Origin of the sequence: Neoakkermansia glycaniphila (genome assembly GCF_900097105.1) — a bacterium.
Classification (GTDB): domain Bacteria; phylum Verrucomicrobiota; class Verrucomicrobiia; order Verrucomicrobiales; family Akkermansiaceae; genus Akkermansia; species Akkermansia glycaniphila.
Window position 1 is genome coordinate 2,365,102 of record NZ_LT629973.1, and the last position, 12,287, is coordinate 2,377,388.

Here is a 12,287-nt window from a genome sequence, read left to right on the forward strand (position 1 = left end):
CGGGCGCATATTCTGCTTTTCGGAATGTGTGGTTTGTGTTATGTGTGTGTTGTATGAAGCGTGAGATTCTGTTTATGCTGCCAGTGCTTTGCCTGGCGTCATGTTCATGGTTCCAGAACAATCCCTATGAGCCTGTATACAATCGTCCGGATTCCCCTCTGGATCCGGTAGGCATGGCCCACCACAAGCGCGAAGCACGGGATCGTGCCTCCCAGGGATCGTTCGAGGTAGGTTCGGAGGTATCCGTGGCGAAGGGCATGGTGACCATGTTCGAGAAGAATCCCGAGCTTTATCCGTCTGCGGCCGGTTTTATGGAGAAGGCGGAGAAGGTGAAGGTGCTGGCCAATGACGGCAGTTTTGTGAGAGTCGAACTGCCCGACGGCAAGGTCGGGTTCATTAACGGGAGCGATTTGGTTAATCCCAAGGCGCTGGTGCCGATGATCGGGCCGGACGGCCAGCCGAGCCTGTTCGATGACAGTACGTTTGTGGGAAATCTGCCTGCCATCGGCGGCGATTTTACGACGGCGAATCTGTTGGATGGTTCGACGGGGGATGTCAATTTTGTGCCGGCGGCCAACAAGCCCTTGGAAACAAGGCTTCCCGGCGCTCCTGCTTCGACGCAGCAGACTTTGCAGCCCAAGAGCAGCAAGGTGAGCGATCTTTCCGGCAAGAGTGTGCAGGGCGGTTCCACGCTTCTGCAGCCTGCCGCCAAATCGAATCCTCTGGTTACCCCGGATGTCGGTACGCCTCCTCCGTTGCCCGATGCGGCGAATTCCTCCGGCGCAAAGAAGGATTAAGGGTGTTTCCCGTGTTCCGTGGCCATGGAGGCTGATGCGCAGCAATCGCTCGTAGAGCAGTTCGTCCTGTATCTGGCGGCGGAACGCGGCCTGAGTGTCAACTACCAGCTTTCCGTGAGGCAGAGCCTTGAGCATCTGCTTCGTTTTCTGGAGGAGCGCGGAGTTGCCATTCCTGCTGTGGAAGAGGGAGATCTGTCTGCCTTTTTAGGCGAGATGGGGCAGAGGTTGGCTCCATCGTCTTTACGTGTGGCCAGTGTGCATGTGAGGATTTTTTTCCGGTTTCTGTTTTCCCGGCAGTTGATCGGGAAGGATCCGGCGATGTTTCTGGATAATGTGAGGATGGGCAGGACGATTCCGGAGACGTTGCCGGAAGGGCTTGTGGCGCGTCTGTTGGAATCCGTTCCTTTGGATGAAGAGCCTTTCGGCGCGAGGGATCGTGCCATTCTTGAGGTGCTGTATGGCAGCGGGCTGCGTGTGAGCGAGCTGACGAATCTCAGGAATGAGCAGGTCGACGAGCAGGAGAAGTTTATTCGCGTGACGGGGAAGGGTGGCAAGACGCGTTTCGTGCCTTTGGGAAGTTCGGCGATGGAGTGTCTGTCTGTTTACCGCCGGAAAGCCCGCGGTATGCTGTTGGGAGACAGGAGGTCTCCGTATGTGTTTTTGAATCGTAGGGGCGGCCGTTTGACGCGCGAGAGGATTCGCCAAATTCTGAAGGAGCGAGCGGAACAGGCAGGTATTGCGGAGCATGTGTTCCCCCACATTATGCGGCATTCGTTTGCTACGCATCTTCTGGAGAACGGTGCCGATCTGCGCGTGATTCAGGAATTGCTGGGGCATGCGGATCTGGCGACGACGCAGGTTTATACGCATGTGGAGCAGAAGCGCCTGATCGAGTTGCACCGCAGATTTCACCCGAGAGGATGATGCCTGTTAGTTTTAACTCCTCGACAGTGCAGTATTTTCTGGTATAAAAGGGATGGAATGAACTATTTGATTGCTGGCGGCTTGTTGTTGTGCGTGCTGGGGTGGCTTGTTTCGGCATACCAGCGTATGCTGCAGTTGCGTGAGAATGCGGTGCGTTTCTGGATGCAAATCGAGAGGGAGGTGAAGCATCGGCACGATATGTTGATCGAGTTGCTGGGTAATGCGGTTGCCGATTTTCCTCTGGTGGGGCAGGAAATGTCGAAGGTGATGTCGGTCAATGATTCCTGCATGGCTTTGTTGCAACAGACTCCTCTGATGGATAATTCCCGCGAGATGGAGAATTTCGTGCGGCAGGAGAAGGAATTGAGCGTGGTGATGGAGAATCTGTTTGCCGTATGCGAGCAACATCCCGAATGGAAGGTCGGTGAACACCTGCCGAGGTTGAAGCGAGAGTATGGGGTATCGCGCCACCAGCTGGCCCGGCTTCACCATTCCTACAATGTGGCCGTCTGTGTGTACAATGATACGATCCATGCCTTCCCTTCGGCGATCGTGGCGCGTGCTTTCCATTTTTCGGAAGCGTCGCTTTGCGAGTAGTCCGGCCAGCGATGATGAAAAAACGCAGAAGCCCGGAAGCTTCTGCGTTTTGAGACTGGATGTCAGGAGAGGTCAGGCTTCGGCAGGAGCATCCTTGGTGCAGGTGCCCTGTTGACCGCCGTTTTGTCCTTGTCCCTGACTCTGGCCTTGGCCCTGCTTTTGACCCTGGCCCCTTTTGCCTTTACCGTGGCGTTTGCCGTCACGCTTCTTCTGCTTGTTGCCGTCTTTCTTTTCGCAGTCCGGTTTGTCGCAGGTTGTCTGGTCGCAGGCAGGTTTGGTGTCTGCAGCTTCCTGAGCCATGATGGGAGAGGTGAAGGCGAATGCCGCCATGACGATGTACTTGATCATATTTTTATAAGTTTTTGATTTTGTTTGTTTGAAGTTTGGATTGGCAGTGCACTTGCTTCTCCGTGTATGATAACCCCGTTTTTTGAATCGGGTTGCAGAATTGTGTGTGTTTTTGCGATTTTCATGTTCAAGAAAAGAACCCCGCTTCGGCGGCGAAGCGGGGTTCCTGAGTATGAAGGTGTCCGGCCTTTATTGGACGGCAAGCATTTCTGCCTGTTCGCGAGTCAGTTCGATGCACTGCCAGGGAAGGCCCCATTTGTTGAGTTCTTCCATGAAGGGGTCGGGGTCGTTCTGTTCCATGTTGACGACTCCATCCTGATCCCATACTTTCCGGAGCATGAGGCTGCCACCAATGGCGGCGGGTACTCCGGTGGTGTAGGAGATGGCCTGTGAGCCGACTTCGGCGAAGCATGCCTCGTGGTCGCAGATGTTGTAGATGTAGATGGCTTTGTATTGCCCATCCTTGATGCCGGTGATGACGTTGCCGATGCAGGTGCGCCCCTGTGTGGTTTTGCCGAGATCGCCGGGGTTGGGAAGGACGGCTTTGAGGAATTGGAGCGGTACGATTTCGACGCCGTTGTACTGGACGGGATCAATGCGCGTCATTCCGACGTTCTGCAGTACCTGAAGATGGTTGATGTAGTTCGGGGAGAAGGACATCCAGAATTGCGCACGTTTGATGGTCGGGATGTGTTTGACGAGGCTTTCCAGTTCCTCATGGTACATGCGGTAGATTTCGTAGGTGCCGACTTCTTCCGGGCAGGTGAAGGGGCGGTGCATGCTCATGGGGTCGGTGGTGCGGAAGTCTCCGTTTTCCCAATGGCGGCATTCAGCCGTGACTTCGCGGATGTTGATTTCCGGGTTGAAGTTGGTGGCGAATGCCTGTCCGTGGTTGCCTCCGTTGACGTCGATGATGTCGAGCGTATGGATTTCGTCGAAGTGGTGTTTGAGAGCCCATGCGGTGAAGACGTTGGTGACGCCGGGGTCGAATCCGCTGCCGAGCAGGGCCATGAGTCCGGCATTGCGGAAGCGGTCCTGATATTCCCATTGCCACGAGTATTCGAATTTGGCGACGTCGAGGGGTTCGTAGTTGGCTGTGTCGAGGTAGTCGATTCCTGCATTGAGGCAGGCATCCATGAGGTGGAGATCCTGGTACGGGAGGGCGACGTTGATGACGAGCTGCGGCTTGATTTCCTTGAGGAGCGCCGTGGTGGCGGCTACGTCGTCCGCATCGATGGCGTGCGTGGTGATGGTACGTCCCGTTCGTGCCTTGACGTCTGCGGCAATGGCGTCGCACTTGCTTTTGGTGCGGGATGCGAGATGGATTTCATCGTAGGCAGCGTTCATCTGGGCGCACTTGTGCGCAACGACATGACCAACGCCTCCGGCTCCGATTATCAGGACTGTGTTCATACCGCGAGAAGAATGCCCGAAAGGGTCATGCAGGTCAATCATAAATGTGCGACGCTTTTGACACATGCACGTAAAACAGGCTTGCCATGGATGGGCTGTTTGTGCCATATTCATACGGTACGATGCGTGCATCTCTTCCGATTCCGTTCGTGAAGGGTTTTTCTCCGTGTCCGACTCCCCATTCAATTTCAATATCCTGCTCCCATGATGTATAAAAGGTTTTTCCGGTTGTTTCTGCTTTTGAGTATTTCGTCGTCCGCGCTCGCCGATATGCGCGAGTGGACGGGCGCGAACGGCGCCAAGATTCAGGCCGAGTACGTGAGTACTTCCGGCAATCAGGTGACGCTGAAGCTGAAAGGAGGCAAGATCGTGACGTTCGGTATGGATAAGCTGAGTCCCGAGGATTTGGCTTACGTGCAGGCTGCCTCCAAGGTGAGTGCGGAGAACCAGAGGCGAGGTGCGACGCTGGATGTGAAGAGCAATTTCTCCGCCAAATGGCCCAGTTCGTCGACACCTGATGAGAGGACTCCCCCCAAGCTGGTGTCGGAAGAAGATGGGGAGTATGTGTATGAGACCGCACATTTCCGGTTTCACAGCAATGCGAAGCTGTCGGTGGACGTGATTCGGTCGGTCGGCCGTTTGTTCGAGGGAACGTATTCCGCCAATCAGGATATTCCGTTCAACAATCCCTGCCGCTACCACGGCGAGGGGCAGAAGAAGTACGATGCCTATCTGTACGAGACGAAGGAGCAGTATATTGAGGCGGGCGGGCCTCCTCCTTCTGCCGGGGTGTTTCAGGGTGGCGGCCCGCATGGGGCGATGGGCAGGATTCTCGTGCCGTTCGATAGCCTCGCTCTCGTGAAGAAGGGGGCCAATTACGTGGTGGCGGGGAAGAGGGATTACGGTACGCTGATTCATGAAATTACCCACCAGATGTCGATCGGCAGCTACCAGTATCCGGGCTGGTTTGTCGAGGGGCTGGCGGAGTATGTTTCCATCAGCAGTTCTCCTTCATTCAACGGGACATTCGGTTTCGCCTCGAATAAGAGCGCTCTGCTTGAGCGTTGTATTGAGCTGCCGAAGCGGCCGGGGCCGGCCAAGGGGCGGTTTTTGGGGAAAACTCCCAAGGTGGGGCCTTTGGAAACCTTCATGAAGAAGGCCTATCAGGAGTCGTTCATGCATCCCGACGATAATGTAAAGCAGCTGTATTACGGGTTTTCCCCGATGCTGCTGTATTATTTTGCCCATGTGGACGGAAAGGGCGATGCCGCGCGTATCAAGAAGTTCGTCAAGGCGATTCAGGATGGCGAAGGGGAAGAAAAGGCGTACGAGTATCTGCTGGATGGCCGTACCTGGGATAAGCTGCAAAAGGATGTTACAGCCGGTATGAAGAGGATCGGCGGCGTGACGCCCGATTTTTCCTGATGTGTTTGCCACGCGTTTGCCGTTTTCCATTCTTCGGACGAGGAATGCGCTTGACGTGTAGCTTCACGCCATGCTATCCTTGAGTTTCCAAGCCGATTTTCCAATGGTGAATACCGATTCCTCCATTACATACCATGTGTTTGACCGGTTTCTGTGGGTGCGCTGCGCCAACAGGGGCAGTTTCGTCAATAGTTCTATTCTGAAATCCATTGCCGATCAGTATGTCGACGATGGAGGGAGGTGCGTGGTGGTGGATCTGGAGATTTGCGCCGGAGTGGATTCGACTTTCATGGGGACGATGGCCGGCATTGCCCGCCGTTTGATGCCGCTGGGCGGGTCGCTTCAAGTGGCGACGCCGAGCGAGCGTTCCCGAGCGGCGCTGGAAAGTCTGGGGCTTGATGCCCTGATGGAGATCGATCCTCCTACCGCTCCGTGGCGCGGCCATCTGGATGAGCTGCGGGCCGAGCTGCACAGTTCGGATATTCCGATGGATATGCCCGATCTGGATCGTACGAAGCATGTGCTGGATGCTCATAATACTCTGAGCGATATCAGCCCGGAGAATGCGGAGCAGTTCAAATATGTGCGCGAGAGCCTCGAAGAGGAGATCAAGCGCAAGAGCTGACAAGAGGCTGTGCCTTTTCCGCCGGTTGCCATGAAGGAGACTCCGATAGAACTGGCGGAAAGCTATGCTTGTCTGAGGGAGTCCGTTCTCGGCGAAGGTGTGTCTGAACCTTTACCCGGCGAGTTGCCCGGAGAGGCCGTTCTGCAGGCATGCTGGCAGGCAGGTCTTTTGGGGCGGGAATGGACGATGCAGGATGGGCGCAGGGTGCGCATGCTGGATTTCGGCGTCTGGAATCGCGGCGCGGGACCGGATTTTCTGAATGCGACGATGGAAGTGGACGGTCGCCGCCTGCAGGGTGATGTGGAGCTGGACAGGCAGCCGGAGGATTGGGAGCGCCACGGGCATGGAGTGAACGGGCGGTTCGACGGCGTGATGCTGCATGTGGCGTTTGCTCGTCCGGGTCGCGTTTGGTTTACGCGCAATAGTCGCCATGAGGAAGTTCCTCTGGTGGTGGTGCCTGCCGAGGCATGGCATGCCGCCACGGGGGTGAGGCTTCCTTTGCCTTCCGCGCGTGCGGATTTGTGCCGCCTGCCTCTGGCGGAGATGTCCGATGCGGATGTCGTTTCCCTGCTGCAGGCGGCGGCAGCCTTCCGCATGCAGGCCAAGCGCAGGCGCTTTCGCAGGAAGGCGGAATTGTGCGGCGATCATCAGGCATGGTATGAAGCATGGGCGGAGACGCTGGGCTACCGGGTGAACCGCGAAGCCATGTCGTTGCTGGCCGGGCGTGCGCCTCTGGCGTCGTTGCATGGGCAGGAGGAAGCGGTGTTGTTTGGGACGGCGGGTTTTCTTGTACCCGTGCTGCCCGATCGCTGCGATGAGGAGACTCGCGCCTACCATGGCCGCATCTGGCAATCGTGGTGGGAGCGGCGCGATGAATTCGAGCTGTCGGAAGAGCGGCGGCTGCCGTGGTCGTACGCCGGAATAAGACCCGCCAACCATCCGCACAGGAGGCTGGCCGCGCTGTGCCTGACGGTAGCCGGGTGGAAGGAGTTTTCTTCGTTGCTGCGTGCCCGGGAGACGCGGCGGCTGGAAACCTATCTGAACGGGTTGACCCATCCGTACTGGAGTTATCGCGTGAGTCTGCCGTCCCCTGTCTTGAAGAACAGGCTTGTGCTGGTCGGGAAGGATCGCGTGCGGGATTTTCTGGTGAACCATGTGCTGGCCTATGACGAGGATCCGGTCGCATGGGAAATATATTTGCGCCTTCCGGGCGGCTCGCCCAGTGCTCGTGTGGTGCGGATGTCGGATCGTCTGTTCGGATCGCGCTCCGGCGGGGAGGTTCTGGTGAAGCGTGCCTATCAGCATCAGGCCCTGTTGCAGATCGAAGAGGATTTTTGCCAGCCGTCGTTGTGCGAGGAGTGCCTGTTTCCCCGGCAGCTGCAGGATTGGCGGGCTGAAAGGCGGTGTTTCTGATAGAAAATGTCAAATTTTCAATGAAAAAGCGTCTGTAACGGTGTAAAAGTATTGCAAAATCTCTTGTTTATCGTTTAATTACTCCAGTACATCTATGACCAAAGAGGACCATTCTCAAAAGAGTGGCAACAACGTGCCGCTTGATCTCTCCGCTTTGACCGATTTTCAATTCGGTCCGGCATGGGCTCGCGGCGGCGCGTCCGGTGCAACTTTCCCTGCACGCGAAATGCCTGCCCGCCCGGCGGCTCGTGAACGCCGTTTTTCCCGCGAATCCGCCGATGGTGGAGAACGTCGTTCTGAACGCCGCCCCTTCAACCGTGATAACCGTGGCCGCGACCAGCGGGATTACCGGGAACGCCGTGAGGGCAGGGATAATCGCGAAGGCCGCAGGCAAGGCGACCGTGGACCGCGCGAGATGCGCCCTGTGCGCGAACTCCCGGAACCGACTGCCGGTTTGCGTGTCGAACTGCGTCCGGTGGATAGTGTTCTGACAGTGTTTTCCAGCGAGGTTCACAAGCAGAAGCGTGCCGTTTCCCTGCTGGAGATGGCCAAGGTGGTGATGGGTGCCAAGGAGAGGTTCGACCTCGTGTTCATGAAGCAGGAAGGCGGCCCGGAACTCATTCATTCCAAGAAGGGCGACGGCGCCTGCTGGATCGAAAAAGAGGAGAGCGTGGCCTATTTGTGGCAGTCTCCATGGTTCGACGAGTTGTATGAAGCCGTGGATGAGACGGTGGAAGCTCCGAAGGGCGTGTTTTCGGCGATTGCCAAGTGCGGTTTTTCCGGCCAGTTGATCGGCCCTGTGAACTGGCATGGCTACCAATCTGCCGTAATGGCTTTGCACCGCAGCAAGTTTTCCAATATGCCGTTCGAGAAGTACCGCAGCCGCATCGTGATTGAGAAAGGTGACGAAGTGGTGGCGGCCTGGCTGGAACAGGCGACGAAGAAGACCGTTTGGAAGCCGAAGCGCGAAGGTGCGGCGGAGACGGTGCTTGCGGACGAAAAGGCCGTAGAAAAGGATTTCTGCGACTTCCATTTCGACGAAGTGTATGAAGTGGTGGATAAGGTGTTTGTAAACGGTGCGACTCCCCGCCGCCTGCTGGCTCCGGGACTGGGTGCGCATCTGGCGATTCTGTCGGATAAGACGCGCAAATTCCCGCAGATGCTGATTCCGAATCTCTGCCACGGCATGGCTCGCCATCATATGCCCATTTACAAGTGGAGCGGCGGCCATTACACCGGGCCGAGCCGCCCCAAGTGCATTCCGGAAGGTACCGTGCTGGCCGATCGCATGATGGCTATTGCCAGCTGGGTGAAGGAAAATTCCGGACAGACGGTTGACAAGCTTCTTGCATCCCTGTCAGGCGTCGCCGTGCCGGGTGAAGATGCCGATGCGGAGGCCAAGGAACAGGCTGCCGCCGCTCATGATCCCTTTGTTGCGGATATGATTTGGCTGATGGAGCAGGGTTTTATTCTGGTGATGAACGACAATACGGTCTGGAATCCGAAGAATGATGCTGCCAGGGATCAGCAGCAGAAGGAGAAGCCCGCTTCTTCCAGGAAGAAAAAGCAGGGTTCCAGAAAGACGTCCGCTCAGTCCAAGGAAGCAAAGGCTGCCGAACCGAAGGCCGAACAGGCTGCTGAGGAGGAAGCTCCCGTGCAGGCTGAAGCCGCTGCCGATGAGCAGGCGGTCGAGGTGTCTGAGCTCGAAGCTGAAGACGAACCTGCTCCTGTTGCTCAGGAGGCGGAAGTTCCGGCAGAACAGCCTGTGGAGCCCGCAGAAGTGGAAGTTTCTTCCAGTGATGAGGAGTCCAAGGGCTGATCGATAGCTATTGTTTTTTCTTAAAAGGGCAGTCGCGAGGCTGTCCTTTTTTGTTTCCTTCTTGCGGTAAGGAACAATCGATGAGAGAATATTCGGCATGAAGTGTAGATGCGTTGTGTCGGGGCTGCTCATGTTTCTATGTGTGGCTGCAGCCGAACCCGGAGCAATGGCGGCAGTGCCACAAACATTATCGTCCGAGCAGATGGAAGATGAAATGGATGACATCTATGAGAATATCCCGGAATTGGCTGTATTATTGCATGATGCGTCTCGCATGGCGGAAGATGCACCTGTTTTGCGAAAGGCATGGCAACAAGTCCGGAAGATTGTAGATGCCGAAGAAGTTGAGCTTTTCCCCGGAGCTCTTCTGGCATGGCAAGCTGCTGCCGTCGAGAATGGCGATCCTCGGTGCCGGGTTTCTCCGGTATCGAATGTTCTGTTGGGATGGGAGCGATATTATTGGAGTATGGTCAATCTGGACCGACCCGACAGTGAGGCTATTGAGCGGGTAAGTTCGATGATGCAGGAGATCGCTTTGGGAAGACCGATTTTGTCATGCTGCGTTCGGCTGTCGGCTTTATATGAAGAATTGGCGTTGTGCCGGGAATGGCTATCGGTCTGCGAACGCTTGAAGGAGGCGTACGCGGCTTCTTCGAATGGCAGCAAGTATAGAGAGTCCTTTGCGTTGGCATGGTATGAACAGGAGATCGCTGCTGCAAAGAATAGGGGCGTACATGTGGAGCGGCGTATTTCATCTCTGGAAGCCGCGATGAAGGTTGTTGCCCGTCTTGAACCATCGTCTCCCATGTGGCACGGTTCATTGGCCGCTTATGTGAAACGGGCGGATGCTTTGGTGAAAAGAGGGGAACACAGGCTGCAATCCGCCGTGATCAGGAAAGATGATGGCGGGGTAGAGCATAAGATGATGGAGAATCAACGCCGGATTCTTTTGGCTCAGGCCCGGCGTACACGCGAGTCGATGGCGGCGGTGGAAGGTGAGTTGCAGCGGCATTTGGAGTTTCTGGCGACAATCAAGGATTCGGATGCGATGAAGAAGGACAGGATGAGTGCGCTTCTTGCGGAGCGCGATACATTGTTGCTCCGTATGGATGTTCTACGGGCGGTGCAAGATTATGCCGCCATGTTTCCCGTGCTGGAGGCTGAATTGGCCTTGGATACATGGCGATAAAAAAACCGGGAAGAGGGCTTCCCGGTTTTTCGATGGAGGTTTGCAGGCGGTTGCCCGTTTTATTTTTTGGCTTTGGCTGCCAGTTTGGCCTTTTCTTCTTCCGAAAGGATGCGGGGGAAGATGGGGCTGGGCGCCTGTATGGTGTGGCCTGCGGGCAGGATGTCCCATTGCAGGGTGGCCGGTGTGAGGGCTGCGAAGAGTTCGGTGGCCTGAAGCTGGTCGAGGATGCGGGCGCTGGCATCCGGGAGGACGCAGGCGAGGAGGTAGCCGATGTGGGCGCAGCTTTCGAGCAGGTGGCGGAGGACGCGGGCCAGTTCTTCCGATTTTTCCGGGTCCTTGGCGAGTGCCCATGGCTGTTTTTGTTCGATGTAGCCGTTGCAGGCTCCGACATGGGCATTGAGGGCGGCGAGGGCTTCGGAGACGTCGTTGCCGTTCATCAGGTCGATGAATTTACGTTCGGCGGCAGCGAGCGATTCGCGCAGGGCGGCGGATGCTTCGTCGTCTCCGGCAGCTGCGGGGAGGGTGCCTTCACAGTAGCGCAGGCACATGTTGAGCGAGCGGTTGCAGAGGTTGCCGAGGTCGTTGGCCAGTTCGGTGTTGTAGATCATTTTGAGGCGGTCGGCGTCGAAGTTGGCGTCTTTGCCTGTGGTGATGTCGCGTACGAGGTAGTAGCGGACGGCTTCCGCGCCGAAGGCGTTGACGAGGTCGTTGGGGTCGACGACGTTGCCGATGGATTTGGACATTTTTTCGTTGTTGATGTTCCACCAGCCGTGGACGAGGAGGGAGGGCATGGCTTCGTCCGGGAAGCCGATGGCATGGAGCATGGCGGGCCAGTAGATGCCGTGGGCAGGGACGAGGATGTCTTTGCCGATGATTTCGCAGCCTGCGGGCCAGAGTTTGGCGAAGTTCGGGAGGCCGCTGCCTTCTTCGGCGAGGTAGCCGGCGAAGGAGATGTAGTTGATGAGGGCGTCGAACCAGACGTAGGTCACGAATTCCGGGTCGAAGGGCAGTTCGATGCCCCATGAGAGGCGGTTTTTCGGGCGCGAGATGCAGAGGTCCCATTCAAAGGCCTGGTCGACGGCGTTGAGCAGCTGCACTTTTTTGTCGGCTGGCTGGACGAAGGTGTCGCTGGAGGTGATGAAGTTTTTGAGCCACTGGGCCTGTTCGGTGAGTTTGAAGTACCAGTTTTCTTCTTCGATTTCGATGACTTCGCCCCATTCCGGGCCGAACTGGCCGTCTTCTCCTCGTTCTTTGTCGGTGAGGAATTGTTCCTGACGGACGGAGTAGATGCCTTTGTATGATTTTTTGTAGAGGAGGCCTTTGTCGTGCAGGTCGATGAGGATTTTCTGGACGCAGGTTTTGTGGCGCGGGTCGGTGGTGGAGGCCCATCCGTCGTAGGAGATGTTGAGCCGTTCCCAGAGGGCGAGGAATTTGCGGGTGACGTTGTCGGTGTACTCCTGAGGTTCGATGCCTTCTTTTTCAGCGGATTTCTGGACTTTCTGCCCATGCTGATCCACGCCGGTGAGGAAGTAGACTTCTTCGCCCATCATGCGGTGCCAGCGTGCGAGGACGTCCGCGAGGACTTTTTCGTAGGCGTGCCCGATGTGGGGTTTTCCGTTCGTGTAATCGATCGCTGTTGTGATGTAGTACATGTCGGCACGATTGTACTGCAACCGCGGATGCTGTGCAATGGCAAATTCAGACCGCTGCGCCTGTTTGCGTATGGGGAGGCGCGGA

Annotated in this window: 11 protein-coding genes; 8 read left to right on the forward strand and 3 right to left on the reverse strand. The window is 56.6% G+C overall.

All coding sequences use genetic code 11. From position 1 onward, the window contains the following. Positions 1-74 precede the first annotated feature (74 nt). Genes PYTT_RS09905 through PYTT_RS09915 form a run of 3 tightly spaced genes read left to right on the forward strand, consistent with a single transcriptional unit; the run spans position 75 to position 2,318 of the window. A complete protein-coding gene (locus tag PYTT_RS09905) occupies positions 75-797 on the forward strand; it encodes an SH3 domain-containing protein (RefSeq protein ID WP_141675808.1) in 723 nt (240 codons plus the stop codon). A 24-nt stretch (positions 798-821) separates the two neighbouring features. Beyond that, positions 822-1,721, forward strand: coding sequence for a tyrosine recombinase (locus PYTT_RS09910; protein WP_067775735.1), 900 nt, complete (start codon positions 822-824; stop codon positions 1,719-1,721). Positions 1,722-1,778: 57 nt separating this feature from the next. Then, positions 1,779-2,318: a LemA family protein gene (locus tag PYTT_RS09915; RefSeq protein WP_067775731.1), complete on the forward strand. Its 540-nt coding sequence runs from the start codon at positions 1,779-1,781 to the stop codon at positions 2,316-2,318. Positions 2,319-2,390: 72 nt separating this feature from the next. Here PYTT_RS09915 and PYTT_RS09920 read toward each other — a convergent pair whose 3' ends face one another. After that, a complete protein-coding gene (locus PYTT_RS09920; protein ID WP_067775728.1) occupies positions 2,391-2,666 on the reverse strand; it encodes a hypothetical protein in 276 nt (91 codons plus the stop codon). A gap of 189 nt (positions 2,667-2,855) precedes the next feature. Next, positions 2,856-4,079 carry a saccharopine dehydrogenase family protein gene (locus PYTT_RS09925; RefSeq protein ID WP_067775725.1) on the reverse strand — a complete coding sequence of 408 codons (1,224 nt, stop codon included), beginning with the start codon at positions 4,077-4,079 and terminating at the stop codon, positions 2,856-2,858. 204 nt (positions 4,080-4,283) lie between these two features. On the opposite strand from PYTT_RS09925, the gene PYTT_RS09930 reads away from it, so the two are divergent. The 5 genes from PYTT_RS09930 to PYTT_RS09950 all read left to right on the forward strand — a co-directional run bounded on the left by PYTT_RS09930 (position 4,284) and on the right by PYTT_RS09950 (position 10,550). Beyond that, positions 4,284-5,504: an SHD1 domain-containing protein gene (locus PYTT_RS09930; protein ID WP_067775722.1), complete on the forward strand. Its 1,221-nt coding sequence runs from the start codon at positions 4,284-4,286 to the stop codon at positions 5,502-5,504. Positions 5,505-5,607: 103 nt separating this feature from the next. Next, positions 5,608-6,129 (forward strand): STAS domain-containing protein, encoded by a 522-nt coding sequence (locus PYTT_RS09935; RefSeq protein ID WP_067775719.1) that lies wholly within the window; start codon positions 5,608-5,610, stop codon positions 6,127-6,129. 30 nt (positions 6,130-6,159) lie between these two features. After that, positions 6,160-7,542: a DUF2851 family protein gene (locus tag PYTT_RS09940; protein WP_067775716.1), complete on the forward strand. Its 1,383-nt coding sequence runs from the start codon at positions 6,160-6,162 to the stop codon at positions 7,540-7,542. A gap of 94 nt (positions 7,543-7,636) precedes the next feature. Beyond that, the gene (locus PYTT_RS09945; RefSeq protein ID WP_067775713.1) at positions 7,637-9,361 is read left to right on the forward strand and encodes a hypothetical protein; all 1,725 of its coding nucleotides are present in this window, start codon (positions 7,637-7,639) and stop codon (positions 9,359-9,361) included. A 142-nt stretch (positions 9,362-9,503) separates the two neighbouring features. Beyond that, positions 9,504-10,550, forward strand: a complete 1,047-nt coding sequence (locus tag PYTT_RS09950) for a hypothetical protein (protein ID WP_141675807.1) — start codon at positions 9,504-9,506, stop codon at positions 10,548-10,550. 59 nt (positions 10,551-10,609) lie between these two features. Here PYTT_RS09950 and metG read toward each other — a convergent pair whose 3' ends face one another. Further along, complete coding sequence (metG, locus tag PYTT_RS09955) at positions 10,610-12,202, reverse strand: methionine--tRNA ligase (RefSeq protein ID WP_067775707.1); 1,593 nt, start codon at positions 12,200-12,202, stop codon at positions 10,610-10,612. Positions 12,203-12,287: the final 85 nt, after the last annotated feature.

Excerpts from the sequence above, each read along its gene's own strand:
- PYTT_RS09905 (WP_141675808.1), top strand. The coding sequence starts at position 75 with ATGCTGCCAGTGCTTTGCCTGGCGTCATGTTCATGGTTCCAGAACAAT.
- PYTT_RS09910 (WP_067775735.1), top strand. The coding sequence starts at position 822 with ATGGAGGCTGATGCGCAGCAATCGCTCGTAGAGCAGTTCGTCCTGTAT.
- PYTT_RS09915 (WP_067775731.1), top strand. The coding sequence starts at position 1,779 with ATGAACTATTTGATTGCTGGCGGCTTGTTGTTGTGCGTGCTGGGGTGG.
- PYTT_RS09920 (WP_067775728.1), bottom strand. The coding sequence starts at position 2,666 with ATGATCAAGTACATCGTCATGGCGGCATTCGCCTTCACCTCTCCCATC.
- PYTT_RS09925 (WP_067775725.1), bottom strand. The coding sequence starts at position 4,079 with ATGAACACAGTCCTGATAATCGGAGCCGGAGGCGTTGGTCATGTCGTT.
- PYTT_RS09930 (WP_067775722.1), top strand. The coding sequence starts at position 4,284 with ATGATGTATAAAAGGTTTTTCCGGTTGTTTCTGCTTTTGAGTATTTCG.
- PYTT_RS09935 (WP_067775719.1), top strand. The coding sequence starts at position 5,608 with ATGGTGAATACCGATTCCTCCATTACATACCATGTGTTTGACCGGTTT.
- PYTT_RS09940 (WP_067775716.1), top strand. The coding sequence starts at position 6,160 with ATGAAGGAGACTCCGATAGAACTGGCGGAAAGCTATGCTTGTCTGAGG.
- PYTT_RS09945 (WP_067775713.1), top strand. The coding sequence starts at position 7,637 with ATGACCAAAGAGGACCATTCTCAAAAGAGTGGCAACAACGTGCCGCTT.
- metG (WP_067775707.1), bottom strand. The coding sequence starts at position 12,202 with ATGTACTACATCACAACAGCGATCGATTACACGAACGGAAAACCCCAC.